Origin of the sequence: Thermococcus sp. JdF3, from assembly GCF_012027495.1 — an archaeon.
Taxonomy (GTDB): domain Archaea; phylum Methanobacteriota_B; class Thermococci; order Thermococcales; family Thermococcaceae; genus Thermococcus.
The window spans coordinates 96,135-121,907 of record NZ_SNUK01000003.1 but is presented as its reverse complement, the minus strand read 5'-3'; the positions used below and the strand labels follow the sequence as shown (position 1 = coordinate 121,907).

Sequence of the window (25,773 nt, the reverse complement as noted above, 5' to 3'; positions counted from 1 at the left end):
GGGAACGATCTCCCTTAGGTTCTTCGCACCAACATAACCGAAAAACTTTTTTATTTCCGGTACAATAAAGCGCGCAGGTGCTTCCTGATGCTCAATGTGGCTTACTCTTCCTCCCGGGGGTGTTTCGATGTATGAAGCGACCTTCGAGCTTGAAGCTATAACGCCGGTTTTCATGCGCGGTGCGGATCAGAGAAAGGCCGAGTTCCGCTCCGCCAGCGTCAAGGGCGTGATGCGCTGGTGGTTTCGTGCTTTGGCCGGCAACTACTTCGGGAACGACATCAAGGGACTCAAGCGGGCCGAGTGCCGGGTCTTTGGCTGTGCCGGCGAAGAGACGAGGAGGAGCGCGGTGACGGTTGAAGTGGAGAGCCTTTCAGAGCCAAGAGACATATACTTCACCCGCAGGAGGTTCGATAGGGACTCCTGGATCTGGGACCTCCAGTACCTGTTCTTCTCCATAAAGCTGACGGCTGGAAAGCAGATGATGAACAAGTTTTATCCCCCAGGTTCGAAGTTCAGGGTAACACTGTCATCGTACAGCGAGGACCTCCTGAAGGCGGCCGTGGCTTCCCTCTGGACGGGGGTCATGCTGGGGGGCTTTGGCTTCAGAGCGAGAAGGGGAGCTGGCAGTCTGAAATTTGCGGGGGATACAAGGTATCTCGGCGAGCTGGGTCTCGTTACGTCACCGAACTCGGATAAAGAGCTTGGAGACTCAATAAACAGGGCCGTGAAGCTCGTTGGGGATTCAATCGGGGTGAGCTCAAGGGTTAAGGGGATATTTAAGTACCCGGTTCTTGGAGAGGAATCTTCCTGCGTCGCCCGGTGGGGGTGGGAAACTGACCCCAAGGGGCTCCTGAAATCCTTCCAAGGCAAATACTCGCGTTTCAGGTCTTCTCCCTCTCTGAGGGTAAAGAGGGTTGTGCTGGGCCTTCCCATCGTGAAGGGCAAGCTTGGGCCCGTTAGAAAAGCCGCCAAAAATGCCAGGAGAGCGTCTCCCCTCATAGTCACGGTGTTGCCCTATAAGGGTGCCTACTCCCTGGTTCTGACGAAGCTCCGTACCGGGCCATATTACACCGCAGAGAAAAGGGAGTTAAAGGGGTTTGAGAACACGATAAACAAAAACGCCGACTGGAAGGTTCTCCATTGGCTGGACGTGGATCATCTCAGCCAGGAGGTAGTGGTTTACGGCTCTCCGGAGGTGTTTCTGCAATGAAACTCTGGGAAACCTACGCTCACGCGTTCCTTGAGGTTGCCCCCTCGAAGATCCTCGGGGCACTTAACGGGAAGAACGAACTCCCCGACCTCTGGAAGCGCCTCTCAAGCTCCCCCGCCGAAGGAGAACCGGACAGGTTCATCTTCAGGCACCCGATAAGCGGGAAGGAGAAGCCGCTCGAAAAGCTCACCTCCCTGTGGTTCAATTCTCGCGGCAGAAGGGAGACCCTTCTCGGGGCACTTGAGAAGGCCGAGAAGAAGGTTGCAGAGGAACTCGAATCAGCCGGCTCAATGGAGGAGTTCGCCAAACTGTGGAATGGGCTCCCCGAGATGCTCAGAAAGGCTTACGAGGAGGAGCTTGAGAGCGCTGGCATCGAGAACGCACCGTTGCTTGCGGAGGAGCTCCTCCACTTCCCAGCAGACCCGCTCGTCCCTGATCACGACTGGCTGAGCAGGCTCGACGTTTACGCGGTCCTCAGGGCGGGCGGGGCAAAGCTGGTGCGCTTCAAGCTTTCCCCCGTCCAGGGCTTCATAGGCAACGCGAGGAGCGAGCGCGACCTCTGGGCAGGCAGTCATATGCTGAGCCTGCTCACTTACCTGGCCGTTTCAAAGCTGTGGCGCGCGGCGGGGCCCAACGCATTGATCTTCCCCCATCTAAGGGGCCAGCCCTTCTTCGAGCACGAGATCGGGGAGCTGAAAAAGAAGGACTCCCTCGACGTGGCCAACATGCCCAACAAGGTTCTTGCAATTGTCCCCTGGGACGTGGACGTTGAAAAGCTGGCCGGGGAAATTGAAGACGGAATACGCGACTTTATGGAGCGCCTTTTCAACTCTGCTTGGGAGTTCTACGGGTTAACTGGCAGTTTCGAGAAGGAGGAGATATACGGGAAGACCGTCAGGGGCTACTTCTCGATAACCGTCGAGGAGGTTCCCCTCTCGGAAGTTGAGGTAATCGAGGTGAACCTCAGGAAGTACCTGGAATCCCTCCCGGACGGCTTCGAGAGCGAGGTTCACCACTACCCCGAGCTCTTCTCTATCCTCGACCAGCTGACCGACTTTAAGTCCGCGGAGCACTTCCCGCCGGAGCAGCCCCTCGGCCACAAGTGCACCCTCTGCGGCGAGAACCTCGCGATAGGCGGTGGCGGGGACTTTTCCACCCTGAGAGAAAAGTGGGACTCCCTCAGGGAGAGGCTCAGGGATAGGGGTATCTACGACATCAAGGACAAGGAGCACCTCTGCCCCCTCTGTCTTTCAAAGAGGTTCTACCCGAGGTTCTACGCCCTGTGGAAGGAGGACTACAGGGTGCTCGGCAGGGATTGCAGGACAATAGCCAAAGAGGCAGGAAAGGTGGAGCTGAGGCGCTTTGCGTCCGTGAGTGAAGTTGCCATGAGAAGGCCCACCGAAAAGGCCTGGGAACTGTTTGAAAGGAACGAACTCAAAACCGAGAGCGGTCCGGTCACTTGGTACGACGTTTTCGAGTACCTCGTCCTCCACACAGGATCGAGGGACGAGTGGCGTGGAAAGCGGGAAAAGCCCTCCTTTGGGGTGGAATTTGAAAAGCACCTCATGGAGCTGGCATCGGCGCTGATGCCCCTCTTCAAGCACCTCGGCCCCAACAGCGAGGTTCTCTACGCCGAGAACCTGTCGAGCAAGGTATCAATCGCCAAGGTCTACGGCGTGAAGGAGGAACACCTCCCGGCCGGGGTCAGTCCTGGGGGGATAAAGGACTCCCTGAGCGAGGTCGTTGGGAAACTAGGAGAGCCGCCGAAGTACTACGCCCTCCTCAAGATGGACGGCGACAACATGGGGAAGGTGATAAGCGGTTCCAAAGGGGTCAAAAGCGTGGGCGAGTACACCCTGGCTGGTAGGAAGAACGACGTGCCCAGACCGGCGACGCCGATGGTCCACGTGGCGATAACCCGCTCCCTCAGCAACTTCGCCGTCCACTTTGTCCCTGAAATCGTGGGGAAGAGAAAAGGAGAGCTTCTTTACGCCGGTGGAGACGACGTCATGGCCCTCGCCCCGACGCACAGCGTTTTCACACTGGCGAAGGAGATATGGGAAACCTTCAGGGAGGACTGGAAAGACTTCACCTACCTCCAGGGCGGGACGAGGAGCATGAGTGCCGGCGTTCTCATAACCCACTACAAGGAGCCCCTCTATGTGGCGGTGAAGAGGGTGGGCGAGCTGGAGCACATGGCCAAGGAAAGCGGCAGGAACGCCCTCGCCATAGGCTACCTCAAGCACAGCGGTTCCTACTACCGCGTTGCCGTCAACTGGGGTGCGATAGATGGGAACCTGCCCCATCTGCTCGACGCGATCCGCTCCGGAAAGCTCAGCAGAAAGCTCGTTTACGAGTTCGACACCGCCACCTGGCCCAACGAGCCCCTGGCCGTCCTTAACCTCGTCAAGTACGAGTTCGAGAGGCACTCACACTATAGCCGCGATGAGAAGGAAGAACTGCAGGAGAGACTCGCCGAGTTCCTGTGGCTGGCGAGGAACGTTAGGGTGGTACTTTCAGCTGAAGAGCTGGAGGAACTCGGCGTGAACCCTGAGAAGGGCGGGGAGATAAACGAGGCAATAAGGAAAGTCATAGTGGACGACCCCGAGAAAGATGAACCCATGGACAGCTTCGAGGATATCCTGAAGGGCGTTGGAGTTCTCTTCGACCATGGGGAGCCAAAGCTGTGGTCCTCTTCCCTAGTGAAGAAAATCAAGTGCAAGTTTGGGAAAGAGGGGACTACCGCCAAAGAGGCCGAGGAAATGGCGAGGAGCATAGCCGGCCTCGTGCTGAAAAAGCAGGTCGCCGGGGCGGCGGTTCTCCTCAAGGTCTTCCTCGAGGCGGGGGTGAGAGAATGATTGAGATCCTTCCCAACGACGTCCTCCTCTTCAGGGAGAGCAGGAACTTCACGGCCGGTGAAAGCCACGTGGCGCTCAGCCAGGAGCCCCTTCCGCACACCATAGCCGGCGCCCTGATGGGCCTCATCTACCACAGGGCCGATGGGGGAACCAGGGAGAAACTGCTAAGGCTAGAGGAAAGGAGAAAACTTGCCGGAGCCGGCAGGCTCGACGAATGGGCTCCCGGATTTTCCCTCCTCGGCACGTTCTTTGCCCTCAACGGCAAGGCACTCTTCCCGCTCCCCAGGGATACCGGTCTGGTCGGAGAAGCTCGGGGAAAGGCCGTTGTTCTAACTCTCCACGAGGTTCTGGGGAGGAGGACGGTGGTGGCCCGCGACGGAGAAAACCTCACGAGGCACTTCAAGGCCGGTGACGGCTTCGTAAGACCTGAGGAACTCAGGGGCTACCTCAACGGGGCGGAGGAGGTCAGGTTCCTGGAGAAGGGAGCCGTCTACATTCACGAGGAGCGCGTCGGGATAGGCATGAGGGAAACCAGGACCGTCGAGGAGGGCCTGCTCTACCGCGTGCGGACCCTCAGGCTCAGGGAGGGGGCAGCGATAAGGGTTTACTTTGATAGTGGAGAGGCGGAGGTCATGGAAGTCCTCGGTGAGAAGGGCCTGCTCAAGCTCGGCGGCGAGTCGAGGTTCGCCCGCTACCGCTTCATAGACGAGGGATTCCCCCTGGAGAACGGGGAGCTGGAGGTAAAGGCCGGAGCTATTCTAAGGCTCTACTTCGCCACTCCCCTCCTGCCGAGAAACGGCCTGCGCGGGGTTCTCGAAGAGCTCGGCGTGAAGGGGGAGGTTGTGAAGCTCTTCACCGGGAGAAAGGTCAGGGTAACGGGCTGGGACGTCCAGCTGGGCAAGCCCAAGCAGACCCTTTACGCCTATCCCGCCGGAACCGTCGTCTGGGTGAAGGTGAGCGAGGGGACGACGATGGGTCGCCTCTCGAAGGCGGGGGGAATGAAGGAGCTGGGCTACGGCCTGGTAATCGCGGGGGTGCTGAGATGAAGCGCGTTCTCGTGGCCACATGGGGCAACCCCTTCCAGTGGGGGGAGATAGCATACAGAGTCGATTGTAAGGAACTGGGTTTGGTAAATTGTGAAAACGTCGAGATGAGGAACGTCAGCACGTTGCCCGTCCTCATCAAGGCCCTGAATCCTGACAAAGTGATAATCCTCGCCCTTGATACCCTCGCCAACTTAACCCTTAAGAACGAGGTGCCGGCCAGGGAGCTGAACTCGTACAATGATGTCAAGAACGACGTGGAGGAGCGCGTCAGGTGGTTCATCGAAAACAGGGTCAAGCCCAACCTCGATGAGGACAGTGATCTTCTAAACGATGAGTATCTTTCAAACTATGTCGATGTGGTCGTCCTTCCCGGCCTGGGGGAGTTCGACAACGCCAGCGTCAGGGGGGACCTCCTCGACTTCTACTCGATGGTCCTCAAGGAGCTCGCGGAGAGGTTACCTGAGGACGACGCAGAGGTCTTCCTCGACCTGACCCACGGGATAAACTTCATGCCGGTCCTGACCTACCGCGCCCTCACGGATCTCCTCGGGCTCCTGGCTTACCTCCATACCGCCAGGCTCCACGTCCTCAACTCGGAGCCCTACCCAGCCGGGGCTAGAGCCTGGAGGGAGGAGGCCACCGAAACGCTCGTCCTGAACATAAGGTCGGTGGAGAGCACGGAGCTGAGGCCGAAGCCCATCTACTCCGTGATAAGTGGCAAACCGGGGTGGAGCGCCTTCATAAGCTCCGTCACCAACGGCTTCCCGCTGGCCTTCGCGGTTTTCTACCCATACATCGCGGAGGTTAGGGGCTACATTGATGGGGAGCTCGAGAGGTTCCTCGACTCAATCGAAGTGGAAATGAGACCGGATTCGATGGGTGCCAGAAAGGTCCACGTGGAGAGAAAGCTCGCCCTCAGCAGGGACTTCAGGACGGCAGTCAAGCTGTACTATATGCTAAGGGTCTTCAACACGACATTCAGAGGCTACCCCAAGAGGAACAGGGACGGTGTCAGCCTCGATGAACTCCTTGCATTGACAAGGCGTCTTTTCTACGCGATGCCAAGGATTGGGATAGTGGTTGAGGATCAGCTCTGCACCATGAAGGACGTCCTCAGCAGGCGGGGGCGGAGCATTAAGGAAAAAGGGTGGGAACCGCTCATGAAGGCAATGCGGGCAGATTCGTTCTCCGGTGGCTCAAGCCAGTCCCTCCGGCACGGGGGAAGCGTGTCTGAGAAGACCATCAGAAACTTCATAGCCCACGCTGGCTTTGAGTTCAACCTAACCATGTTCCGGAAGTTTGGAGGCGAGTTCCTCTTTAAGTATAGTGACGTCTCTCTTGCCAGAACCCTCGCCGTTGAGGCCCTTAAAATGAGGAGGAACCCCTCTCCTGGCATCTGCGGTCAGTTTAACCCTTCTTGGAGGTGAAAGCCGATGTACTCCGTGAAGAAGCTGTTGGGGATATACGCGGTCTCGCCCGTCCACGCGGGCAGCGGATCGGAGGTAAGCGTAATAGACCTCCCCATACAGAGGGAGCGCCACACGGGATTCCCCGTGATATGGGGCCAGAGCCTCAAGGGCGTGCTCAGGCACGCATTTAGAAATGAAGAACTTAAAGGCAACTGGGAAGAGTATGCAGAAGAGTATGTCAAGGCAGTGCTATCCAAGAATGGGAGAACTCCCTCCGACGAAGAAGTACAGAGAGAACTTGCAAAATACACAAAAGATGTAAAAGAGGGCAAGAGAGATCCCCCAAAGACCGAAATCATATTCGGGCCGACGACCAACAACGCCAGCGACCACGCCGGGGCTATAAGCGTTGGCGATGCAAGGATACTCCTCTTCCCAGTGAGGAGTGTTAAAGGGGTCTTTGCCTACGTCACCAGCCCCTTCGTCCTGGAGCGCTTCAAGAGGGACCTTGAGCTTGCCGGAAAAGGTGCAAGCTTCGACGTCCCGCAGGTGGACGGGAAGAAAGCGGTTGTCAGCAGCGACAGCGTTCTGACGCTCGGCGGAAAGGTCGTCCTCGAGGAGGTGGTCCTCGACGCAAGACAGGACAACGAAATTGTCTCGAAGATAGTAAAGGCCATCAGCCTCGTGCTCCCGGAGGGAATAGAGGTTGGAAAGAGGCTGGCCGTAGTGCCCGATGACGTCTTCTCTGCCTTCGTCAGGTTATCCACCGAGATCGTGGCCAGGATATCCATAGACGCGGAGACCGGAACCGTCAGGCAGGGTGGCCTCTGGTACGAGGAGTTCCTGCCGAGCGACACGCTCCTCTACTCAGTCATAGCGGTTGCAGAGCCGAGGGGCGGTTCGCTGAAGAGCGCCGATGAAATCGCGGAGGAGCTTAAGAAATTCGTCTCCAGCACCGGGTTCCTCCAGATAGGCGGCGACGAGACGGTCGGCAAGGGCTTCGTGAAGGTCAGGATGGGGTGAGGGTGATGGGCCTCAGGAGCCTCGAGCAGGAGCGGGCCAAGTTCGCCTACGACTGCGTCTCCGAGGTAAGGAGAAGCGGTGAGGAGACTCAGAAGAGGTACGTCTCCTACGTTAAGAGCGCCCCCGCGCTCATACTGACCAACGGCCTCGGCCAGGCGCTGGCCTTCTACCTCTCCAAGATGGGAAATGGAGGGGAGCTCGAACACAGCGCCATAAACCCGGAAGTCTTTGAGGAAGGGGAAAAGAGGGCCTACGCCTTCCTCTACTCCCACATCACCGGGTGGCTCGCGGAGAAGATGACGGGCGGTAAAGACCCCCTCAAGGTATACATGGAGGGGGACTCGATGACGGCCATAGCGATAACCGAGGAGGCGCTGGCACTCCTCAACTGGCTGAAGCGCTTCGGGGACGCGATGCTCAAAAAGGACAAGAACGGTGAGGGCTGATGGAACGCGACGGGGCGGAGGTAATCTACTACCTCCCTAAGGACACGGCCGGAGCCCTCCCCGGACCCGTTGGAGCCGTGGAGAACCTCTCCCTCCTGCTCTCCAAGTTCGCCCCCTTCGTCCAGGAAAAGGGCACGCCAAAGACCTCTGTAGCGGTGCTGAGGAAAGCGGGGTTCCGGCCCGAGATAAGGCCAGAGGCCAGGGAGGCCTACATGGCATACTTCAGGACCTACAGGGAGATGCTGAAGACCGTGGGGGCCAGAACGGTCTACCTGACATCGAAGTCGAGGCTCATCGTCGGCCTTGGCAACGAGAGCGTCTATGAGACCAGCATAACCCTCCTCAGGAACTACGGGGTTCCCTACATCCCGGGCTCGGCTCTAAAGGGAGTAACCAAGGCCTACGCCATCGAGATGCTGGCAGAGATTCTCGTCTCTGCCGGACACTGCGGGGACTTCTTCAAGTGCGCGGGGAAGGTTCAGGAATGGCTCAACGGGGGCGAGCTGGAGAGGTTCCCAGAGAGTGTAAAGGTGAGGGGCACATCGAGGCACGTCAGGGAGTTCCTCAGGATATTCACCGGTGACACTCAGGGGGGCGAAATCAACCTCCGGGACGTGGCGGGGAAGCTCGTCGCGATGTTCGGGACGACGGATAGGGAAGGCGATGTCGTCTTCTTCGACGCCCTTCCAGAGAATCCCAACAGCATCAGGCTCGAGTTCGACATAATGAACCCCCACTACGGGCCCTACTACAGCAAGGGCCAACCCCCCGGGGACTGGTACGACCCGGTTCCTGTGCTCTTCCTGACCGTAAGAAAGGGGGCAAGGTTCCTCTTCGCCGTCGGGAGGAGCTCCAAGGCCGAGAAGGACCTCAGCGAGGAGGCGCTGAAACTCCTCAAACTGGCCCTGCGGGAGCACGGCGTCGGCGCCAAGACGAGCCTCGGGTACGGGAGGTTCGGGTGATTCTAACCCTTTTCTTTCCCGGTGGGACCATGGCGCGCTACTACATAGTCGTCTACGACGTGAACGAGAAGAGGGTCGTAAGGGTGCACAAAATACTGAAGGCCTACCTCCAGTGGCGCCAGAGGAGCGTCTTCGAGGGCTGGCTCGATGGGAACGAGGTCGCCGAGCTGAAGAGGAAGCTCTCGCGGGCGATAAACGAGGAGGAGGACTCGATCCTCTTCTACTCCCTGCCGAGCGACTCCAACCTCGTCACCTTCCACCTCGGCAGACCGCCGGACGAGTTCGACAACGTCATCTAAGTGGACAGTTATGGGTATTGTTACACAGGGCCTTTTGGGTTTCTTCCTTCTTTTCCGAATTCAGGGATTTACTTTTTTGTTTCGGGCTAATGGATGCGAAGAAAACTCCCAAAATCCAAAAGAAGACTTAAAATCTTCCCTTTAACTTTGAAAGCACTAACAAAACAAGCGAGCTTCAAGCTCACCCAGGCGTTTTGAAAATTCTCCTCGGAGATAGGTGGAGTGATTTCTCTCCTGAACGCTTTTTTCAGCTAGAGAGGCTCTAAGACAACTTTTCGCCTTTTTACATTACATAGAAGTAAGACCATGCACACGTTTGAAAACAGAGCGTTATAGCACCACCAGAACCCTAGAAAAGCCCTAAAAATCCTCTTTTAGCTGGGAGGAGCATTTTCTACCGTTTTCCAGACGGAGCTTGAACAGGGTCTTCTGCCGTCTCAGTTGAGCTTTTGGGGGCTTTTCGTGGGAGTCTGGTGGAGTGGTTTCTAGCGAGAAGTGCTTGTTTTTTCAGCGGACGGTTTTGATTGCCCTGCCAATGGTCTTCCCGGTTGTGCACCCTCCAATAAGTTTTTCGGGTTCTTCTATTTCTTAAACCCGGTTTTTACAATATTGGGTAGTTTGAAAGGAGCTTTCTGTGCTCTTTTGGCTGGCGGCCTTACGTAACCGCAAAATTTATATAGGGGTTTGGCACTACCCTATTTGCCCAAAAGGGCAAAAAAGTTAACCGTTTCAGAACCACATAATGTTTGGAAACGGAACTTCATAAAGATCCAGGAGTAGCTCCTAGTCGCTTCTCGAACACTTCCGTTTCAGAACCACATAATGTTTGGAAACAAACTACTATGGAAAACTCATCCTTCTCTATAACTTCGAATCTCATCGTTTCAGAACCACATAATGTTTGGAAACCCCTGTCGTAAACAGCTTCTTCCCAGACCCACTCTCTCATAGAGTTTCAGAACCACATAATGTTTGCCGCAAGGTTTTTATCCCGGGCTGTACACCCTTCTTCAAGCTAATGGAGGGAGCATTGTGAAGTACCCTCTCTTCATAACCGACCACGGGAGGCTTGAGAGGCAGTCCGGTTCCCTCGTCTTCGTCGGCAGGCTTGAGAAGAGAACCATACCCCTCGCCCAGGTGAGCGAGGTTCACTGCCTCGCGAGGGTTTCCCTGACGAGCGGGGCCGTTGAGCTGCTGAGCGAGAAGAGAATTCCAGTTCACTTCTACTCCACGCGGGGCGATTACAGGGGCTCCCTGATAAACGACGCGTCCCCGAGGGCAGGCTCCACCTGGCCCAGGCAGAGCACCACCTCGATCCCGAAAAGAGGCTCTTCATAGCCCGGGCCATCGTCCAGGGGTATAGACCGAAAAGTTTATAAACTCCGAACTCACCATATCACCCGCGTTTCAGAACCTCCGTTGAGGATTCGCCCCGTACAGTGACTCTTCTAGCAGGGCAGCGAGACCGGCTCAAATAAAGGGTTCTGGAGGTGGTTTTTTGAGGGGTAGGGATTTCTGGCACTACGTTTTCGAGGTTGAGGACATGGACGGCGAGGCCGTTATAGAGATGACCTTTGAGGCCGGTAGCGCCTCCGTGAGAATAAGGGACGCGAACCACTACTCCCTCCTTCTGTCGCCGAAGCTGAACCGCGACAACCTTCTCGCCCTCACCTACATAATATCCAAGTACGTTGAGCGCGTCCTCACGCCCGAGGAGATAAGGGCCCTCCTCAGGAACCCCGGCGAGGAGGTGGTTGAGTGCCGGGAGTGAAGACGTACCGGAAGTTCAAAGTGGCCATCGAGGAGGAGAAAGCAATTCTGGACCTCTTCGGGAATTCGGAGAGCACGGTCGAGGTTGAGCTGACGCTCTACGATGACCACGCCCACTTCCACCTCCCCGGCGTCTCCCTGAGGCTACCCTACACGAAGGAGAACGCGAAGGTGCTGGTGGAGTTCCTCAGGATTTTTGCCAAGCGCGTGAAGCTGGAGGAGGAGCGCGCGAGGCTCCTCCGGTGATTTTCTCCTTTACCTGTCCTTTGAAGAGCAGGTCGAGCATTTTTAATCCAATTCGGGAGGTATTTTTCCATCGAGTAAAAAGTTTAGTTCCAGCGATAAGTTTATGAATTTCCAATCCAACTGTGTAGCATGGAGGAGGTTCCCCCCATTATAGAGGATACTTCGGGTGGCATAGAAAAGAGGAAGGAAGATGAGATACTCTGTAAAGTGGCCAAGCGCTTCATCAAGAGAGAGCTCTACGGCGAGCTTATCAGCTTAATAAGGCGTCACGGCTGTCCCGAGGGGGTTAGGGATTTAATACGCTGGCAGGCCAGGGAACTAGCCTCTAACGGAGATAGAACGGCTTTCCGACTCCTCGAGGCCTGCGGGGACGTTGAACCCGATGCCCTGAGGGATTACTTCCGAAAAACGGGGGACCTCACAGGAACCCTTGAAAGTATCCACCTGGCCGGGGAGGAGGCAATGAGGATAATGAGAGAGGTGTTTCAGAAAACTGAAGACCCTCTAAGGTTCCTCCCGCTCTGCACCCTTCCCTGGGAAAACCATTACCGCGAGCTCTGCAGGCTGGTTCTCCTAAGGGCGGCGATGCTGAGGAAGGATAAACGCGGAATGCTCATCTCCTGCCGTGCGCTGACGAGGCCCACGATGGTGAAACTCCTCCGGGGAATCGGGAGGGACATCAAAACGTGCGGGGAAGCGGTTGAGCGGCTTCTCGAGATGAACCGCGAGGCCCTTTACTGGAACGACTGCGTTGAGCTGGCCCTGCGGGGAGAGCTTACGAAGGCCCTCTCACTGGCCGGAAACTCCGAAAGGCTGCTCGCTGAGATAATCAAGGACTACTTCCTCTCGGGCTTTATCAGGAGACCCCGCGAGCTCTTCAGGGCCGTTAAAATGGAGGAATTCAAAAGAGGTGCCGGGTATTTCCTCCGGGCCTTCGCGAGAAGGGAACTCAAACCTGAACCGATTTACCTCGTTTACCGGTGGTGAGGAGGTGGGAGGCTCATAAGGGCCGGGAAGCTTGATGAAGTCAGTTGAGCTTGCACTCGCCGGGCCTGGTGCGGTGCCGGGTGGAACCGGCTCAGAGGCTCCCCTCGAAGGAGCTCATGAAGAGCCTCCTCAGCCGAACCCTCCCCCTCGTCCGCTCCCTCAAAAGCTTCATCAGCTTCTCCGCCTCGCCCTTCCTCGTTTCGACGGTGAACGTCACCAGCTCGCCGTAGTCCTCCTCAACGACCCTTCCTCCCGCCTTTTCGATCGTCTCCCTGACGGTGTGGAAGAGGCCGTAGGGAAAGGTGACCTGGAAGCGCTCCGTCTCATAGACCTCAACGATTCCAGCGTTCTCTATGGCCAAGCTCGCCGCGTCACTGTAGGCCTTGACGAGGCCGCCGTAGCCGAGCTTTATCCCGCCGAAGTAGCGGGTGACGACGATGACGACGTTGCTCAGCCCTTTGTTCTGGATAACCTTGAGCACGGGCTTTCCAGCCGAACCCTTCGGCTCGCCGTCGTCATCGTAGCGAACCGCAAAGTTCTTTCCATCATTGATGAGGTATGCGGAAACGTTGTGGGTGGCGTCGCTGTGGTGGGCTTTGATTTTTGCGATGAACTCCCTCGCTTCATCCTCCGTCTCCGCGGGTGATGCGTAGCCTATGAAGACCGACTTCCTGACCACCAGCTCCGCTGTTCCGATACCCTTCAGCGTTCTGTAGTCCATAACTCACCCTCTGAGCGTTGCTATGAGCTTTCTCTCGTCGAGGAGCATGCCTATGGCGTCCTTAACGTCCCTCACCACCACGTCGCTCGCGAGGAGGGCGTCGGTTGTCGCTCCCTCCGGCCCAACAACGCAGAAGGCCAGCTCCGCGCTCTCAAGCATGGCCACATCGTTGTTTCCGTTGCCTACAGCTATGTAGGGTTCGTAGCCCCTCGCGATTTCGGCCTTTTCAGCACCGCTCGAGACCCTCTCGATCCTCAGGGGAAGACCTTTGAACTCCTCCTCAAGCGTCCCGAAGGTGTCCGCGCTCAGAACGACGACCGTGTATTTATCCGCGAGTCTCTCCAGGAGATGTTTAACTTCGTCATCGATCCTTCCGCCTTCCGCCAGGGTGCCGTTCAGGTCAAAAAGTACCGCATTTATCTCCAGGTTCCCGTAGTTCGGAATCTCCATGCCCGTTCACCATCACAGGTTGGGGTGTAAGGTTTTTAAGGCTTGGAGTCGAACCTGCAGCGTTCAAGAAGGTGGAGTTAAAGGCTTGACTACTTGGGGGTAGAAGTTATGAACATGCTCCAGCGGCGCCTTGAGGATCCTGAGGTGCTGGTACGGCTTAACGCGTTCTTCCTCAGCTACTTTGGATGGGTTGCCTTCGGCGTTCTGTACGGCGTCATCGGACGCTGGAGTGTGGACTTAACGCCACAGTTTCTCAGACTCCCCCTCACGTCGAGGGATCTGGTCGTTGGCCTGGTGGAGTTCACCAAGGGTGTGCCGCCCCTCCACGCACTCTTTACCGTCGTGTACTATCTCGGCTTCGCCGGTTCCATAGCCCTTATCGTTGCTTACCTCCTGCTGTATCTGAGGGATCTAGAGGCGTCCGATCAGCTTCTGGCCCGGTATCTGATGGCGTATGCCGTCGCGGGCTCGGTGTACCTGATAGCCCACATCTACGCTCCGCATATAGTCTACAACCTGCCCGGCTACACCTCCAACAATACCCTCCTGACGAGGCAGGAATTCGTCCTCCCCTCCCTTCACAACACGTTCATAATGATAAACATAATCACCCTGTGGAAATACCGGAAGCGCCTCGGCGGAAAGGTCTTGATACTCACGAACAGCCTTATACCGTTCGCAACTGTGTTCCTTGGACATCACTGGATCTATGATGTCCTTGCCGGCTTCCTCCTTGGTATTGCCGTGTCAAAGACCTCCTGGGAATGGAGCGCAGGGATATCCGAGGTCATATACCGGTGGGAGGTTTCCTCGCTCCAGAGGGTCACCGTCTTAAACTTCCTCCTCGCGGTCATAGTCCTGATAGTGGCGGCCAATCCCGCCAGGGCCCTGGCCATCTTCGGGGGGCTCCTTGGGGGTCCCTGAGAAAAGCTTATAAACTCCCCGCTGGTCTTTAACATCGGGTGCCGGGGTAGCCTAGCTCGGCAGGGCGGCGGACTCGTAATCCGCAGGTCGCGGGTTCAAATCCCGCTCCCGGCTCCATAATCCCCCTTCACTTCTAAACGGCCGGTTTTCAAGTGAAAGCCTCATTAAAACCGCGTCCTCAATAAAACGGCTCCTGTTATACGTTGCAGCCGTGGAAATCCTAACGTTCAAAGCCTCGACGGAGTTAGGTCACCCTGCTGGTCACCACAGAACCAGCCCGCTCTTTACCGTAATTGAGACCCTGGCCTGCCGAGTGCCCGGGGCCGGGACCAGCACCAGGTAGAGCGGACCCTTCTCCGGGAACCTCCAGATCTTCTCAATGCTGGTTGTGTCCTCCGCCTTGAAGAAGCACAGGGGGCTTTCTCCGGATTTGAGCATTTCAACGCCGGTTCCATCGGTGATGCAGACCGTCACCGGCTGTGTGGATTTTATCGAAAAGTATACGGTGCTCCACTGGTGGCCACTGAGGGTGTAAAGATAGTACTCCCCGGGGTTCAGCACGACGTCCTCCTGGAACCTGTGAGGGCCCCCCCACACCGCGGCGGCCATAAGCACGGCTGCCACTATCATGAGGGAGAAACCGAGAGCTTCCATTTTTTTCAGGGTCGGGGGCCTCACGGTTATTGCGGCCATCTTCATTCCCTCGATTTACAAAATAGTATCTGCCCTATTTAAACATTGTGACTCAAAGTCTTGATTTTAAACGATTTTATCACCAATATTCCCAATTTTTGCTGTTTTAATACATACTTGGACAAAATCCAGGATGTTGGAGCACCGCGGCGGCAGGTACTATCCACCCGTGGTCGGCTTTCAGGCGCACTACTGGGGGGTTTATAAACCTGGAGCACCAAATGCTGGGTATGCGGCGCGAAGCTCTGGGGACCGCCCTGGCGCTCTCGGGGACGGTGATATATGGACTTGAGCCGGTTGTTATAAAATCCAACCCGACCAGCCCCATTAGTTTCGCTGCCCTCTCTGCCCTGGTTGCATCCCTCATTCTCTGGACAGCGGTCGGCTGGAGTGGGGGGCTGGATGAGATCCATGAAAATCCCGCCGGAATAAAACCGGCGTTTCTGGTAGGTTTCTTCGGAACTGCACTCGCCTATCTTGCGTACTCCTTTGGCGCCCGGATGAGCACCGCAATAAACGCCGCCCTCATAACGAGGAGCGAGGTTCTGTGGTCGTTCCTTCTAGCGTGGCTCCTCCTGGGGGAGAGGATAACGAAGCGCCTGGTGGTGTATTCTCTCGTTATCCTGGTGGGCCTGGTTCTTATTATGGTTCCCGGACATTCGGTTGAGCTCAGGCTGGGTGATCTTCTGCTCCTCCTCGTGCCCCTCTTCTGGCAGCTGGGCCACGTTATAGCCAAGAGGCTTCCCTACAGCCCTCAGACGATAGCGGCCCTTCGTAACACCTTCGGATTCCTCCTTCTCCTGCCTCTGGCGGCTGCGTCCGGACTTGAGTTCTCAGGCTTTGTAATCGCAGAGGGTCTGGTGATAGCGGCCGGTCAGCTCGTGTGGTACGGATCGATAAAGCGCATCAACCTCTCCAAGGCAACGGCCATAATAACCCCGGCCCCGGCGGTTGCAATAGGCGTCAGTGTACTGCTGGGGGAGACGCTGACCCTCTATCACGTCGTTGGTTTCGCCCTCATAACTGCGGGGACTCTGGGGGCGATAAAGGTTAAAAGTAAGGTCAAAACCGAAGGTACGCCCTGATGAAGCGGAACACGTCCCTGATCCCGAAGCGGCCCTCCCTCGATGGGTCGTATATCATGCCCACCGGAACTTCCTTTATCCTGGCGCCCATCTTTGCGGCCTTCAGGAGCATCTCAGTCTCAACCTCGTAGCGGTCGCTCTCTATTTCCGGAAGGAACTCCCTTCTGTAGGCCCTGAACCCGCTCTGGGTGTCGTAGACATAGCGCCCCAGTTTGAGGCGTATAAGCCGCGTCGTCAGGATGTTGCTGATTCTCCTGTGCAGCGGCCTTTTTCCAGCCTCCTCGACCTTTCTTGCCCCGATCACCATGTCTGCCTCGCCCTTCACTATCGGCTCGACGAGCTTTATTATCTCCTCCGGCCTGTGCTGTCCGTCGGCGTCGATGAAAACTATTACGTCCCCGGAGGCCTCTTCAACGCCCCTTCTCATTGCGCAGCCCTTGCCGCGGTTTCTCTCGAGTCTAATCGCCTTTATCCTTGGGTCCTTCCCGGAGAACGCCCGTGCCACCTCGTAAGTCCCATCGCCGGAGCCATCGTCCACGATCACTACCTCGTCGATAAAGTCGGGTATCCTGTCCAGAACGCTGGGAAGGCGCTCTTCTTCGTTGTACGCTGGAATCACAACGCTTACCCGTTTTCCATCCAGCATTCAATCCTCCTCTCTCAGTTTCTCCAGGGCACGCGCGGCCTTTTTCCTGAAGTCCTCCTTATCGAGGAACTCCCAGTAGTGCTCCCTGCCCGGAAACGCGCCGCCCTTAACCTCCTCCCGGTAGTTTTCAATAGCCAGGCGCATCATCCCGCCGATGTCGGCGTACTTCTTGACGAAGGGTGGGGTCTCCTCGTAGATGCCGAGAAGGTCATGCCAGACGAGAACCTGGCCGTCGACCCACGGCCCGGCACCAATGCCGATCGTGGGGATTGATATCTCTTCGGTCACGAGTTTTGCCACGTCCGCGAGGGTGAACTCGAGGACAACCGCAAATGCCCCCGCCTTCTCCAGTGCCTTGGCGTCGCGGAGGATTTCCTCGATCTCCTCCTCGGTCTCCCCCATCAATCTGTATCCCCCAAACCTCAGATAGCGCTGCGGGGTAAGCCCTGTGTGCCCCATGACGGGTATTCCCATGCGTACGAGCTTTCTGACGAGCTTCCTGTGGTCGTAGCCGCCCTCGATCTTAACGGCATCCGCACCGGCCTGTATCAGTCTAACCGCGTTCCTCAGGCCCTCGTCGGTGTCTATCTCGTAGCTCGCAAAGGGCATGTCCGCCAGAACGAGCGCCCTCTTGACGGCCTTCGAGACCGCCCTGGTGTGGAAGACCATCTGCTCCATAGAAACGTTCAGCGTGTTCCCCTCGCCGTAAACAACCATTCCGAGGGAATCGCCGATGAAGATGATGTCCATCCCTGCCCTGTCGGCTATCAGTGCGGACGGGTAATCGTAGGCGGTTATCATCGCGATCTTTTCCTTCCCCTTCATCTCGATAATCCTTCGCGCCGTTATTTCCCTCATGTTCCCCACCTCTGAAGGGTTAGACGGCGGTCTAATTAACGGTTTCGATAGGGTTATATACCAACGTCGGTAATTACCTACAGGTGGTGGCATGGGCAAGGTCAAAACGAGCGTTTACGTCGATGAGGAGCTGTGGAGGGAGTTCAAGGAGCTGGCCCTCAGGGAGGGGAGCGAGGTCAGCAAGTTGCTGGAGGAGGCACTGATGAACTACCTCATAAACGAGGTTCTGAGGGACATCGACGACTCCGAAATCCCCCTGTGGTTCGAGCCCCTCAACGTGGGGGGAGAGAGGAGTGAAAAGCTCCTGAGGGAGATGAGAGATGACAGGGAAAAGCGTTTACTTGGACAGTAGCGCAATCCTGAAGAGGTACCTGAACGAAGAGGGAAGCGACGTCGTGAGGAAAGCCTTCAGGGACGCCTACAGGGGCGAGGTGAAGCTGGCCTTCAGCTTCTGGAACGTTGGGGAGGTGCTCGGTGTGTTCGACAAAAAGCTCAGACGTGGAGAGCTCAGTGAGGAAGACTTCAACTTCCTCAAAAAAGGCTTTCTGGCCGAGGTAAAGCGGTTCACGAGGTTGGGTGTCCTGGAGGTCGTTCCCGTCCATTCCCTGCTCCTCGCCGATGCGTGGGAGTTGATTGAAAGGCATCACCTGTACCAGGCCGACGCCCTGCAGATAGTGTCCGCAAAGTACGTGGGAGCCGAGGGCTTCTACACCGCAGATAAGAGGCTTCATGAAGCGGCGGTTAAGGAGGGTTTGAACTCAATACTCCTCGTGGGGTGAGCGAAATGAGGAAATGGGAGCACTACGAGCACACGGCGGATGTGGGCATCCGCGGCTACGGTGAGAGCCTTGAGGAGGCATTTGAAGCGGTTGCCCTGGCGCTCTTCGACGTCATGGTAGATGTGGAGAAAGTTGAGAGTAAAGAGTGCCGCGAGGTTGAGGTCGAGGAAGAGGACCTGGAGGCGCTCCTCTACAGCTTCCTTGAGGAGCTTTTAGTGCTTCACGACATGGATGGTCTGGTCTTTGGGGACGTTAACGTCGAGATAGAGAATGCCGGGGAAGGCTACCGGCTCAGGGCGAAGGCCTGCGGCGAGGTTCTCGACTACGAGAAGCACGAGCCGAAGGAAGAGGTGAAGGCGATAACCTACCACGAGATGAAAATAGAACAGCTGCCGGACGGGCGATGGATGGCGCAGCTGGTTCCGGATATCTGAGGTGGTTCCATGAGCGCGAGGGACAGGATTAAGGAAACCAATCCCGCCTTTTACGAGCGCTATTCGATGCTCGAAGACACGGACGAGTTCTGGGAGTTCATAATCCGACCCCTGCGGCAGAGCATAAGGGTGAACACGCTGAAGGCTCCGCTTGATGTGGTCGTTGAGAGGCTTAAGGAGGAGTTCGAGCTTGAACCGGTTCCCTGGGTTCGTGAGGGGTTCTTCATCAACGTTGACAACCTCGCGAAGGTTCCGGAGCACAGTTTGGGCCTCATCTTCGGCCAGGAAGCGAGCTCCATGATACCCCCCGTCGTCCTCGGCCCCAAACCCGGCGAGCTGGTTCTCGACATGGCGGCAGCCCCGGGCTCGAAGACGGGTCAGATGGCCCAGTACATGGAGAACAGGGGTTGCATAATCGCCAACGACCCCAAGATAAGCAGGGCGAACGTTCTCATAGCGAACCTCAACAGGATGGGTGTTTTGAACACCCGGGTGAGTGTGAAGGACGGCGTTTACTTTGCCCGCTTTGAGAATCGCTTTGACAGGATCCTGCTGGATGCCCCGTGCTCTTCGGTTGGCATGATACGGAAGAAATGGAGGTTCCTGAGGGAGTGGCGCATGAAAGAGGTTGTCCGGTACATGAACATCCAGAAGAGGCTCATCATGGCAGCTTACAGGGCGCTCAAGCCCGGCGGAACGCTGGTTTACTCAACCTGCACCATAGACCCCATAGAGAACGAGGAGGTCGTCGATTACCTGCTCCGGAAGACCGACGCGAGGCTCGAGGCGATAAAGCTCCCAGTTAAGACGAGCGAGCCGGTTCTCGAGTGGGAGGGGAGAACCTACTCGGAGGAGCTGAGAAAGGCCCTGAGGATTCATCCCAACGACAACGACACCGAGGCGTTTTTCATCGCAAAGATTGTAAAGCCGGAGGGAGGCGCATGAACGACAATCCGAGGGCGGAGATAGGGCGGACAAATGACGCCGAACTCGTCAAAAGGCTCCTCATTGAGAACTACGGCTATGCGCCGGAGCTTGTCTATGAGATACGCGGGAGGTATCACAAGGTCTACGCCTGGAAGCCCTGCTCCCTTGAAATCAGGGGGCCCGACAGAAACGGGGTGTACTTCGGCAGGGTGGAGAGCGACGGGATAAGGCTCAGCATCGAAGGTTCCTTCCTCGTTGGGCCGAAAGCCACAAAGAACGTCGTTGAGCTGGACGACGGGAGGGCCAAGCGCTACCTGGCCGGTGAGAGCGTCGAGATTGAAGACAAAGAACTCCACGGCTGGGTCATCGTCAGGTGGCGCTTCTACTACCTTGGCTCTGCTAAGGCCAAGGAGGGGAGGCTGATAAACTACGTGCCGGGGGAGAGGAGGCTGAGGCTCGAGTAACAACTCCGTCCCTCGAAAGCTTAAAATAAATCTTAGGGCCACCTAAGGTGGGGGTGGGAAGATGGTCCCGTTGAGGAGGATAGACAAGATTCGCTGGGAGATTCCCAAGTTCGACAGGCGCATGAGAGTTCAGGGAAGGGTTTACGCTGACGACCAGCTCATCGAGAAGATGCGCGGTGACAGGACGCTTGAGCAGGCGGCCAACGTTGCCATGCTCCCCGGCATCTACAAGTACTCCATCGTCATGCCCGACGGCCACCAGGGCTACGGTTTCCCGATTGGCGGAGTTGCGGCTTTTGACGTGAAAGAGGGTGTCATAAGTCCCGGAGGAGTGGGATACGACATCAACTGCCTTGCCCCTGGCTCAAAGGTGCTGACTGAGCACGGTTACTGGATTAGGGTAGAGGAGATGCCCGAAAAGTTCAGGCTCCAGGCGGTCAGGGTGTACGACATAGACGAGGGCCACAATGACTTCTCCGGCGTTGCCTTCGTGGCGGAGAGGGAAGTTGAGAAGAACGAACTGGCCGTCAGGATAGTGACAGAATCCGGGAGGGTTATAGAGGGTAGCGAGGACCACCCGGTTCTCACCCCGGAGGGCTACGTCTACCTCGGGAACATCAGGGAGGGCGACGAGGTTCTCGTTTATCCCTTCGAGGGCGTTGAGTTCGAGGAGAAAAGTGGGGTAATCCTCGATGAGGGTGACCTTGAGGGCGCGGACGCGCAGACGATCAGGTTCCTGAAGGAGAGAAACCTCCTACCGCTCCGCTGGGAGAACCCGAAGATCGGAACCCTCGCGAGAATACTCGGCTTCGCCTTCGGCGACGGCCACCTTGGCGAGATGGACGGCAGGCTCTACCTGAGCTTCTACGGGAAGGAGGAAACCCTCAGGGAGCTCAAGAAGGACCTTGAGAGGCTCGGCATCAACGCCAACCTCCACGTTCGCGAGAGGGACTACCGCATCGAGACGGTGAGCGGGAAGTACGAGGGGAGGAGCGTTTCCGCGGAGCTCAGGGTGACGTCGAGGAGCTTTGCCCTCCTCATGGAGAGGCTCGGAATGCCGAGAGGAAGGAAGGCTGAAACTGCCTACTCCGTTCCAGGGTGGATCAAGGAAGCCCCGCTCTGGGTCAAGAGGAACTTCCTCGCCGGCCTCTTTGCCTCGGACGGAAGCGTCGTGGAGTTCAAGGGCAACACGCCCCTGCCAATAAACCTCACCCAGTCAAAGGCCCGGGAGCTTGAGGAGAACCTCAGGGAGTTCATGGAAGAGATAGCCGGCATTCTCGCCGAGTTCGGCGTTAAGACAACTGTTTACCCGGTGAAGTCGAGGAAGGGCGTTACCTACAGGCTCGCTCTCGTCGGGGAGGAGAGCATCAGGAACTTCCTTGGAAGGATAAACTACGAGTACGACCCCGAGAAGAAGGCAAAGGGGCTCGTGGCTTACGCTTACCTGAAGTTCAAGGAGCGCATTAAGGAGGAGAGGAGAAAAGCGGGCGAGACGGCCAGAAAGGTTTACAGGGAGGCCGGAAGCGTCTCAAAGGCCTACGAGGCCGTCAAGGACGTGGTGAACAGGCGCTTCGTGGAGAGGGCCATCTACGAGGGCGAAAAGGAGCCCCGCGTTCCTAAGGACTTCCCGACCTTCGAGGAGTTCGCGAGGGAGAGGGGCTACGAGGGCGGCTTCGTCGCGGAGAGGGTCGTCAAGGTGGAAAGGGTCCGGCCGGGCTACGACAGGTTCTACGACGTCGGCGTTTACCACGACGCCCACAACTTCATAGCCAACGGCGTCGTGGTTCACAACTGCGGCGTCCGCCTAATCAGGATGAACCTGACCGAGAAGGAGGTAAGACCCCGCATCAAGGAGCTCGTGGACACGCTCTTCAAGAACGTGCCGAGCGGGCTTGGAAGCAAGGGACGCGTGAGGCTCCACTGGACCCAGCTCGACGATGTATTGGCGGACGGTGCCAAGTGGGCCGTCGACAACGGCTACGGCTGGAAGGAGGACCTGGAGCACCTGGAAGAAGGCGGCAGAATGGAGGGTGCAGACCCGAACGCTGTAAGCCAGAAAGCAAAGCAGCGCGGAGCGCCACAGCTCGGCTCCCTCGGCTCGGGGAACCACTTCCTTGAGGTTCAGGTGGTTGACAAAATCTTCGACGAGGAGATAGCGAAGGCTTACGGCCTCTTCGAGGGGCAGGTCGTGGTAATGGTCCACACCGGTTCAAGGGGTCTCGGCCACCAGGTGGCGAGCGACTACCTCAGGATAATGGAGAAGGCCAACAGGAAGTACGGGGTTCCGTGGCCTGACCGCGAGCTCGTCAGCGTTCCCTTCCAGACCGAGGAGGGGCAGCGCTATTTCAGCGCGATGAAGGCCGCTGCCAACTTCGCGTGGGCCAACAGGCAGATGATAACCCACTGGGTCAGGGAGAGCTTCGAGGAGGTCTTCAAGCGTAAAGCGGAGGACATGGAGATGCATATTGTCTACGACGTGGCCCACAACATAGCCAAGGTCGAGGAGCACGAGGTCGATGGGAAGAAGGTTACCGTCGTCGTCCACAGGAAGGGAGCGACGAGGGCCTTCCCAGCCGGCCACCCGGACGTGCCGAGGGCCTACCGCGACGTTGGCCAGCCGGTTCTGATTCCTGGCTCGATGGGGACTGCAAGCTACGTCCTGGCTGGAGCTGAGGGCTCGATGAAGGAGACCTTCGGAAGCTCCTGCCACGGCGCCGGCAGGCTGCTCAGCAGGAAGGCCGCCACGAGGCAGTACCGCGGCGACAGGCTGAGGAACGAGCTCGCAAGGCGGGGAATCTACGTCAGAGCTGCATCGCTCAGGGTCGTTGCGGAGGAGGCTCCCGGTGCCTACAAGAGCGTGGACAACGTCGTCAATGTGGTCCACCAGGCTGGAATAGCAAAGCTCGTCGCGAGAATGCGCCCGATGGGCGTCGCCAAGGGGTGAATCCTTTCTGTTTTTCTGTTTTTGTATTCACTATCATTCCGGAGGCGTTTGGGATGGAGTTGACCCATGTTGATGAAAAGGGCGTTAAAATGGTGGAGGTAGGTCATAAGAATGAGGTTTTTAGGAGGGCATTGGCAAAGGGCAGGATAAGGCTGAAGCCCGAAACCATCGAGCTGATAAAATCCGGGAAGACGAAGAAGGGGAACGTCATAGCCACCGCGCAGATAGCGGGAATACTGGCGGTAAAGAAAACCCCCGAGCTGATTCCGCTCTGCCACCCGATACCCCTCACGGGGGTAGATATAACCTTCGAGTTCGGCGAGGACTACATAGAGGCCACCTGCGAGGTCCGCGCGACCTACAAGACGGGCGTCGAGATGGAGGCCTTGACAGGCGTAACGGTTGCGCTCCTGACCATCTGGGACATGGTCAAGGCCGTCGAGAAGGACGAAAATGGCCAGTATCCGTTCACGAGGATAGAGGGTATTCACGTGGTCGAGAAGGTGAAGGGAGCGAATCAATCCCTGCAGTAGCCCAGGACGGAGTATTCCAACACCTTCAAGAGGTCGTCGAGGAAGAAACCGATGAAGAACAGCAGGAACGTTCCGAGCGGATATTCCCTGAAGTAGCTCCAGACGAGCCACCACACGGCTCCCCAGATGATAATGCGGGGCACCTCTATAATGACCATTGATTTCCTTGAGACCTCCCTCAGAAGAAAGCGCTTAAGTCCGTTCTCATCGCGGGCGATGTAGCGCCCCGAATTTGGCCATTTCTTTTCATGAAGCCGTTTGGTGTGCCTCGCCAGGAACAGCCGGCCCTTCGGAAACTTCAGCACGTAAACGTAGTCCCCGTAGCTCGAGGCCATGAACGACTCTATGGCGAGTTCGATATCGATGTCCCTCGGGAATTCGGAGACGTGGGCGCCCCTCCGGCGGAACCCATCAACTATCTCCTCCGGTTTGAACTTGTTGAGTTTGAGAACTCTTATGTGGTAGTTCGGGCTCAGGAACCTCCCGATTATCATGGTACTCAACCTGTTAGTATTTGTGTACTGGGAAAAATTTAAATTTATTGGAGTGGACGACTCGGGACTATTTTCAAAAAATATTTCAATGAAAAAGTACAGAGAAAATCACTGGTGGTGTCCGTGAACATACTCCTATTTGGCCCTCCCGGGAGTGGGAAGAGCACCCATGCCAAACGGATAGTCGAGCGCTACGGTCTGACGTATATCTCCTCAGGGGACATAATCCGCGCGGAGATCGAAAAGAGAACCTCCCTCGGCATTGAGATGGACAACTACCTGTCGAGGGGGGAACTGATACCCGACACGATAGTGAACACTCTAATAATATCAAAGCTCCGCAGGCAGAGGAGCAACTTTATCCTCGATGGGTACCCCAGAACCCCCGAACAGGTGATAACCCTTGAGAATTACCTCTACGATCACGGCATCAAGCTTGACCTTGCGATGGAGATATTCATAGACCTGAAAACAAGCATCGAAAGGATTTCCGGCAGGAGGATATGCTCCAACTGCGGTGCCGTCTATCACGTTAGGTTCAACCCACCAAAGCGGGAAGGTATATGCGACCTTTGCGGGGGGCGACTGGTTCAGAGAAAAGATGACATGCCTGAAATCGTTGAGCGCAGGTACAGCATATACACGAAAAACATGGAGCCCATAATAAAATTCTACCGGGGAAAGGGGATATACGTTAGGGTAGAAGGAAACGGAGGAGTCGAGGAGGTGTGGAAGAGGATACGTCCCCTCCTGGATTACATCAGCTCTCGGGAGTCCCTTTTCCAAGAACGCTCATAAGCTCCCTTACATCGTCCATCCTTGAAAGCTCCTCCGCTTCCTTTTCTATCTCGTCTAGCCTTTTCATGATTACCCCTATCTTCTTGTCGCCTGGATCCAGAACCTTGGCCTCCGCGGATATGTATCCCGCGTTGAGGGTCCTGAGGTAGGAGGTTGCTTTGCGTTCAAGTTCTTTTGCGAGGGCCTCCTTATCGTGGGGGGACTTTTTCTCCGGAACGAGCAGGGTGATCGTCAGTTTGGGCCTTCCATCCACGGGCATTGTTAACGTGATGGTGGAAAATTCAACCCGCTTGTCATTCAGGTAGATTACAAGTCCCTTCCCCAGCCGTTCTATCGTCCTCCTGATATCATCGGGGCAGCTTACCACGAGGCTGACCTCTTCCTTCTGCGGCTTTCTGGCTGCCTCTATGGTTCTGAATCCCGCCACCTGAAACCTGGCGTCGTACAGCCTCCCGAACGTGCGGGTGGCGTCCTCGGCCAGCTTCTCAAGGAGGCCCGATATTATCGAGTCCAGCTCGCCGGGAAGAAACGTCTCGGGCCTGCGGATTTCGAAGAGGAATGCCAGCTTTATGACCCTCCCGACGGGCTTCACGCCGACTTTCATACCCACGAGCTCCACGCCTAGGGTTTCGAGGGCGTCCCGGATGTTCCCAGCGAAGAGTTTCTCGACCACGGGATAGTACTCGGGGGGTTCAACGGTTAGTACTGTCATTTGATAGTTCTACGGCGAAATCACTTTAAGGGTTTTTGTCCAACCTCCCCCGGGT

29 protein-coding genes, 1 tRNA gene and 1 CRISPR repeat array are annotated in these 25,773 nt (G+C 56.8%); of the genes, 23 read left to right on the top strand and 7 right to left on the bottom strand.

The genetic code is table 11. From position 1 onward, the window contains the following. The first annotated feature begins 127 nt into the window (after positions 1-127). The 12 genes from cmr1 (at position 128) to E3E42_RS05710 (ending at position 12,256) form a co-directional block, all read left to right on the top strand. The gene (cmr1, locus tag E3E42_RS05765; protein WP_167903345.1) at positions 128-1,210 is read left to right on the top strand and encodes a type III-B CRISPR module RAMP protein Cmr1; all 1,083 of its coding nucleotides are present in this window, start codon (positions 128-130) and stop codon (positions 1,208-1,210) included. Then, positions 1,207-4,068 (top strand): type III-B CRISPR-associated protein Cas10/Cmr2, encoded by a 2,862-nt coding sequence (gene cas10, locus E3E42_RS05760; protein ID WP_167903344.1) that lies wholly within the window; start codon positions 1,207-1,209, stop codon positions 4,066-4,068. The genes cmr1 and cas10 overlap by 4 nt, the downstream gene beginning before the upstream one ends. Continuing rightward, complete coding sequence (gene cmr3, locus E3E42_RS05755) at positions 4,065-5,114, top strand: type III-B CRISPR module-associated protein Cmr3 (RefSeq protein WP_167903343.1); 1,050 nt, start codon at positions 4,065-4,067, stop codon at positions 5,112-5,114. Before cas10 ends, cmr3 begins: the two co-directional genes overlap by 4 nt. Next, a complete protein-coding gene (gene csx1, locus E3E42_RS05750) occupies positions 5,111-6,541 on the top strand; it encodes a CRISPR-associated CARF protein Csx1 (protein WP_167903342.1) in 1,431 nt (476 codons plus the stop codon). The genes cmr3 and csx1 overlap by 4 nt, the downstream gene beginning before the upstream one ends. A 6-nt stretch (positions 6,542-6,547) precedes the next feature. Next, complete coding sequence (gene cmr4, locus E3E42_RS05745; protein ID WP_167903341.1) at positions 6,548-7,546, top strand: type III-B CRISPR module RAMP protein Cmr4; 999 nt, start codon at positions 6,548-6,550, stop codon at positions 7,544-7,546. 5 nt (positions 7,547-7,551) lie between these two features. Further along, positions 7,552-7,992 (top strand): type III-B CRISPR module-associated protein Cmr5, encoded by a 441-nt coding sequence (gene cmr5, locus E3E42_RS05740; protein WP_167903340.1) that lies wholly within the window; start codon positions 7,552-7,554, stop codon positions 7,990-7,992. Further along, positions 7,992-8,954 carry a type III-B CRISPR module RAMP protein Cmr6 gene (cmr6, locus tag E3E42_RS05735; protein WP_167903339.1) on the top strand — a complete coding sequence of 321 codons (963 nt, stop codon included), beginning with the start codon at positions 7,992-7,994 and terminating at the stop codon, positions 8,952-8,954. The genes cmr5 and cmr6 overlap by 1 nt, the downstream gene beginning before the upstream one ends. A 29-nt stretch (positions 8,955-8,983) precedes the next feature. Beyond that, positions 8,984-9,253: a CRISPR-associated endonuclease Cas2 gene (cas2, locus tag E3E42_RS05730; RefSeq protein ID WP_014789785.1), complete on the top strand. Its 270-nt coding sequence runs from the start codon at positions 8,984-8,986 to the stop codon at positions 9,251-9,253. Between the two features lie 725 nt (positions 9,254-9,978). Continuing rightward, a CRISPR array of direct repeats spans positions 9,979-10,233; the repeat unit is 29 nt; unit sequence CGTTTCAGAACCACATAATGTTTGGAAAC. A gap of 52 nt (positions 10,234-10,285) precedes the next feature. Next, on the top strand, positions 10,286-10,591 hold the full coding sequence (locus E3E42_RS05725) for a CRISPR-associated endonuclease Cas1 (protein ID WP_370519612.1): 306 nt from the start codon (positions 10,286-10,288) through the stop codon (positions 10,589-10,591). Positions 10,592-10,751: 160 nt separating this feature from the next. After that, positions 10,752-11,024 carry a hypothetical protein gene (locus E3E42_RS05720; RefSeq protein WP_167903338.1) on the top strand — a complete coding sequence of 91 codons (273 nt, stop codon included), beginning with the start codon at positions 10,752-10,754 and terminating at the stop codon, positions 11,022-11,024. After that, on the top strand, positions 11,012-11,269 hold the full coding sequence (locus E3E42_RS05715; protein WP_167903337.1) for a hypothetical protein: 258 nt from the start codon (positions 11,012-11,014) through the stop codon (positions 11,267-11,269). Before E3E42_RS05720 ends, E3E42_RS05715 begins: the two co-directional genes overlap by 13 nt. A 129-nt stretch (positions 11,270-11,398) precedes the next feature. After that, positions 11,399-12,256, top strand: coding sequence for a hypothetical protein (locus E3E42_RS05710; protein WP_167903336.1), 858 nt, complete (start codon positions 11,399-11,401; stop codon positions 12,254-12,256). A gap of 91 nt (positions 12,257-12,347) precedes the next feature. Here E3E42_RS05710 and E3E42_RS05705 read toward each other — a convergent pair whose 3' ends face one another. Then, the gene (locus E3E42_RS05705) at positions 12,348-12,977 is read right to left on the bottom strand and encodes a YigZ family protein (RefSeq protein ID WP_167903335.1); all 630 of its coding nucleotides are present in this window, start codon (positions 12,975-12,977) and stop codon (positions 12,348-12,350) included. Positions 12,978-12,980: 3 nt separating this feature from the next. Beyond that, entirely contained in the window at positions 12,981-13,427 is a 447-nt protein-coding gene (locus tag E3E42_RS05700; RefSeq protein WP_167903334.1) for an HAD family hydrolase, read from the bottom strand. Between the two features lie 108 nt (positions 13,428-13,535). Between E3E42_RS05700 and E3E42_RS05695 the strand changes: the two genes are divergently transcribed. Both E3E42_RS05695 and E3E42_RS05690 read left to right on the top strand, forming a co-directional pair. Then, positions 13,536-14,351, top strand: a complete 816-nt coding sequence (locus tag E3E42_RS05695) for a phosphatase PAP2 family protein (protein ID WP_167903333.1) — start codon at positions 13,536-13,538, stop codon at positions 14,349-14,351. Positions 14,352-14,391: 40 nt separating this feature from the next. Then, a tRNA-Thr gene (locus E3E42_RS05690) sits at positions 14,392-14,468 on the top strand. 144 nt (positions 14,469-14,612) lie between these two features. Here E3E42_RS05690 and E3E42_RS05685 read toward each other — a convergent pair. Then, complete coding sequence (locus tag E3E42_RS05685; RefSeq protein WP_240913646.1) at positions 14,613-15,050, bottom strand: hypothetical protein; 438 nt, start codon at positions 15,048-15,050, stop codon at positions 14,613-14,615. Positions 15,051-15,274: 224 nt separating this feature from the next. Between E3E42_RS05685 and E3E42_RS05680 the strand changes: the two genes are divergently transcribed. Next, positions 15,275-16,129, top strand: a complete 855-nt coding sequence (locus E3E42_RS05680; protein ID WP_167903332.1) for a DMT family transporter — start codon at positions 15,275-15,277, stop codon at positions 16,127-16,129. Here E3E42_RS05680 and E3E42_RS05675 read toward each other — a convergent pair. Continuing rightward, positions 16,107-16,775, bottom strand: a complete 669-nt coding sequence (locus E3E42_RS05675; RefSeq protein WP_167903331.1) for a glycosyltransferase family 2 protein — start codon at positions 16,773-16,775, stop codon at positions 16,107-16,109. The genes E3E42_RS05680 and E3E42_RS05675 overlap by 23 nt on opposite strands. Then, positions 16,776-17,633: a 3-methyl-2-oxobutanoate hydroxymethyltransferase gene (gene panB, locus E3E42_RS05670; RefSeq protein WP_058938398.1), complete on the bottom strand. Its 858-nt coding sequence runs from the start codon at positions 17,631-17,633 to the stop codon at positions 16,776-16,778. It lies immediately after the preceding gene. A gap of 91 nt (positions 17,634-17,724) precedes the next feature. Here panB and E3E42_RS05665 point away from each other — a divergent pair, with 91 nt between their 5' ends. From E3E42_RS05665 to moaC, 7 genes are all read left to right on the top strand, one after another. After that, positions 17,725-17,985, top strand: coding sequence for a ribbon-helix-helix protein, CopG family (locus tag E3E42_RS05665; RefSeq protein ID WP_167903330.1), 261 nt, complete (start codon positions 17,725-17,727; stop codon positions 17,983-17,985). Beyond that, positions 17,954-18,412 (top strand): type II toxin-antitoxin system VapC family toxin, encoded by a 459-nt coding sequence (locus E3E42_RS05660; RefSeq protein ID WP_167903329.1) that lies wholly within the window; start codon positions 17,954-17,956, stop codon positions 18,410-18,412. The genes E3E42_RS05665 and E3E42_RS05660 overlap by 32 nt, the downstream gene beginning before the upstream one ends. A 5-nt stretch (positions 18,413-18,417) precedes the next feature. Continuing rightward, entirely contained in the window at positions 18,418-18,846 is a 429-nt protein-coding gene (locus E3E42_RS05655) for an archease (RefSeq protein ID WP_167903328.1), read from the top strand. Between the two features lie 9 nt (positions 18,847-18,855). Then, positions 18,856-19,791 (top strand): tRNA (cytosine(49)-C(5))-methyltransferase, encoded by a 936-nt coding sequence (locus E3E42_RS05650; RefSeq protein ID WP_167903327.1) that lies wholly within the window; start codon positions 18,856-18,858, stop codon positions 19,789-19,791. Next, the gene (locus E3E42_RS05645; RefSeq protein WP_167903326.1) at positions 19,788-20,237 is read left to right on the top strand and encodes a hypothetical protein; all 450 of its coding nucleotides are present in this window, start codon (positions 19,788-19,790) and stop codon (positions 20,235-20,237) included. Before E3E42_RS05650 ends, E3E42_RS05645 begins: the two co-directional genes overlap by 4 nt. 61 nt (positions 20,238-20,298) lie before the next feature. After that, positions 20,299-23,181, top strand: coding sequence for an intein-containing RctB family protein (locus tag E3E42_RS05640; RefSeq protein WP_167903325.1), 2,883 nt, complete (start codon positions 20,299-20,301; stop codon positions 23,179-23,181). 53 nt (positions 23,182-23,234) lie between these two features. Next, complete coding sequence (gene moaC, locus E3E42_RS05635; protein WP_167903324.1) at positions 23,235-23,714, top strand: cyclic pyranopterin monophosphate synthase MoaC; 480 nt, start codon at positions 23,235-23,237, stop codon at positions 23,712-23,714. Here moaC and E3E42_RS05630 read toward each other — a convergent pair. Beyond that, complete coding sequence (locus E3E42_RS05630; RefSeq protein ID WP_167903323.1) at positions 23,699-24,208, bottom strand: hypothetical protein; 510 nt, start codon at positions 24,206-24,208, stop codon at positions 23,699-23,701. The two genes, moaC and E3E42_RS05630, sit on opposite strands and share 16 nt — an antisense overlap. Before the next feature lie 123 nt (positions 24,209-24,331). On the opposite strand from E3E42_RS05630, the gene E3E42_RS05625 reads away from it, so the two are divergent. Beyond that, complete coding sequence (locus tag E3E42_RS05625; RefSeq protein WP_167903625.1) at positions 24,332-25,006, top strand: adenylate kinase; 675 nt, start codon at positions 24,332-24,334, stop codon at positions 25,004-25,006. Here the strand turns inward: E3E42_RS05625 and E3E42_RS05620 are convergent. Continuing rightward, entirely contained in the window at positions 24,969-25,718 is a 750-nt protein-coding gene (locus E3E42_RS05620) for a hypothetical protein (protein ID WP_167903322.1), read from the bottom strand. The genes E3E42_RS05625 and E3E42_RS05620 overlap by 38 nt on opposite strands. Positions 25,719-25,773: the final 55 nt, after the last annotated feature.

What these genes read in the sequence shown, in the direction of transcription:
- cmr1 (WP_167903345.1), top strand. Translation starts at nt 128, where the DNA reads ATGTATGAAGCGACCTTCGAGCTTGAAGCTATAACGCCGGTTTTCATG.
- cas10 (WP_167903344.1), top strand. Translation starts at nt 1,207, where the DNA reads ATGAAACTCTGGGAAACCTACGCTCACGCGTTCCTTGAGGTTGCCCCC.
- cmr3 (WP_167903343.1), top strand. Translation starts at nt 4,065, where the DNA reads ATGATTGAGATCCTTCCCAACGACGTCCTCCTCTTCAGGGAGAGCAGG.
- csx1 (WP_167903342.1), top strand. Translation starts at nt 5,111, where the DNA reads ATGAAGCGCGTTCTCGTGGCCACATGGGGCAACCCCTTCCAGTGGGGG.
- cmr4 (WP_167903341.1), top strand. Translation starts at nt 6,548, where the DNA reads ATGTACTCCGTGAAGAAGCTGTTGGGGATATACGCGGTCTCGCCCGTC.
- cmr5 (WP_167903340.1), top strand. Translation starts at nt 7,552, where the DNA reads ATGGGCCTCAGGAGCCTCGAGCAGGAGCGGGCCAAGTTCGCCTACGAC.
- cmr6 (WP_167903339.1), top strand. Translation starts at nt 7,992, where the DNA reads ATGGAACGCGACGGGGCGGAGGTAATCTACTACCTCCCTAAGGACACG.
- cas2 (WP_014789785.1), top strand. Translation starts at nt 8,984, where the DNA reads ATGGCGCGCTACTACATAGTCGTCTACGACGTGAACGAGAAGAGGGTC.
- E3E42_RS05710 (WP_167903336.1), top strand. Translation starts at nt 11,399, where the DNA reads ATGGAGGAGGTTCCCCCCATTATAGAGGATACTTCGGGTGGCATAGAA.
- E3E42_RS05705 (WP_167903335.1), bottom strand. Translation starts at nt 12,977, where the DNA reads ATGGACTACAGAACGCTGAAGGGTATCGGAACAGCGGAGCTGGTGGTC.
- E3E42_RS05700 (WP_167903334.1), bottom strand. Translation starts at nt 13,427, where the DNA reads ATGGAGATTCCGAACTACGGGAACCTGGAGATAAATGCGGTACTTTTT.
- E3E42_RS05695 (WP_167903333.1), top strand. Translation starts at nt 13,536, where the DNA reads ATGAACATGCTCCAGCGGCGCCTTGAGGATCCTGAGGTGCTGGTACGG.
- E3E42_RS05685 (WP_240913646.1), bottom strand. Translation starts at nt 15,050, where the DNA reads ATGAAGATGGCCGCAATAACCGTGAGGCCCCCGACCCTGAAAAAAATG.
- E3E42_RS05680 (WP_167903332.1), top strand. Translation starts at nt 15,275, where the DNA reads ATGCGGCGCGAAGCTCTGGGGACCGCCCTGGCGCTCTCGGGGACGGTG.
- E3E42_RS05675 (WP_167903331.1), bottom strand. Translation starts at nt 16,775, where the DNA reads ATGCTGGATGGAAAACGGGTAAGCGTTGTGATTCCAGCGTACAACGAA.
- panB (WP_058938398.1), bottom strand. Translation starts at nt 17,633, where the DNA reads ATGAGGGAAATAACGGCGCGAAGGATTATCGAGATGAAGGGGAAGGAA.
- E3E42_RS05665 (WP_167903330.1), top strand. Translation starts at nt 17,725, where the DNA reads ATGGGCAAGGTCAAAACGAGCGTTTACGTCGATGAGGAGCTGTGGAGG.
- E3E42_RS05660 (WP_167903329.1), top strand. Translation starts at nt 17,954, where the DNA reads ATGACAGGGAAAAGCGTTTACTTGGACAGTAGCGCAATCCTGAAGAGG.
- E3E42_RS05655 (WP_167903328.1), top strand. Translation starts at nt 18,418, where the DNA reads ATGAGGAAATGGGAGCACTACGAGCACACGGCGGATGTGGGCATCCGC.
- E3E42_RS05650 (WP_167903327.1), top strand. Translation starts at nt 18,856, where the DNA reads ATGAGCGCGAGGGACAGGATTAAGGAAACCAATCCCGCCTTTTACGAG.
- E3E42_RS05645 (WP_167903326.1), top strand. Translation starts at nt 19,788, where the DNA reads ATGAACGACAATCCGAGGGCGGAGATAGGGCGGACAAATGACGCCGAA.
- E3E42_RS05640 (WP_167903325.1), top strand. Translation starts at nt 20,299, where the DNA reads ATGGTCCCGTTGAGGAGGATAGACAAGATTCGCTGGGAGATTCCCAAG.
- moaC (WP_167903324.1), top strand. Translation starts at nt 23,235, where the DNA reads ATGGAGTTGACCCATGTTGATGAAAAGGGCGTTAAAATGGTGGAGGTA.
- E3E42_RS05630 (WP_167903323.1), bottom strand. Translation starts at nt 24,208, where the DNA reads ATGATAATCGGGAGGTTCCTGAGCCCGAACTACCACATAAGAGTTCTC.
- E3E42_RS05620 (WP_167903322.1), bottom strand. Translation starts at nt 25,718, where the DNA reads ATGACAGTACTAACCGTTGAACCCCCCGAGTACTATCCCGTGGTCGAG.